The sequence below is a fragment of the Pseudovibrio sp. WM33 genome (assembly GCF_001623165.1).
Lineage (GTDB): Bacteria > Pseudomonadota > Alphaproteobacteria > Rhizobiales > Stappiaceae > Pseudovibrio.
The window spans coordinates 1-323 of sequence record NZ_LMCK01000065.1; the positions used below are offsets into that span (position 1 = coordinate 1).

Sequence of the window (323 nt, forward strand, 5' to 3'; positions counted from 1 at the left end):
AATAAGGGAGTGTTTTGGCCCATGATCATGACGACAGGAGTGAGATATGGGGCAGAATACCAAGACTGCGAGCGTTGCTGCAGAACGCACGGTCATGGATATCCGGCGCAAGGCCCGCAAGCGCTATTCCACTGAAGACAAAATCCGCATTGTACTTGCCGGGTTACGCGGCGAGGACAGCATTGCCGAGTTGTGTAGGCAGGAAGGGCTCTATTACAGCTGGTCCAAAGAGTTTCTTGAAACTGGCAAGAAACGGCTTGCCGGTGACACAGCTCGTCAGGCAAACACCGGTGAGGTTAAGCAGCTGCGTAAAGAAGCTCGCG

Annotated in this window: 1 protein-coding gene; it reads left to right on the forward strand. The window is 53.9% G+C overall.

Annotated features, from left to right (window positions below):
• Positions 1-46 precede the first annotated feature (46 nt).
• On the forward strand, positions 47-323 hold a 277-nt coding region (locus PsWM33_RS27145), incomplete at its 3' end, for an IS3 family transposase (RefSeq protein ID WP_063300402.1).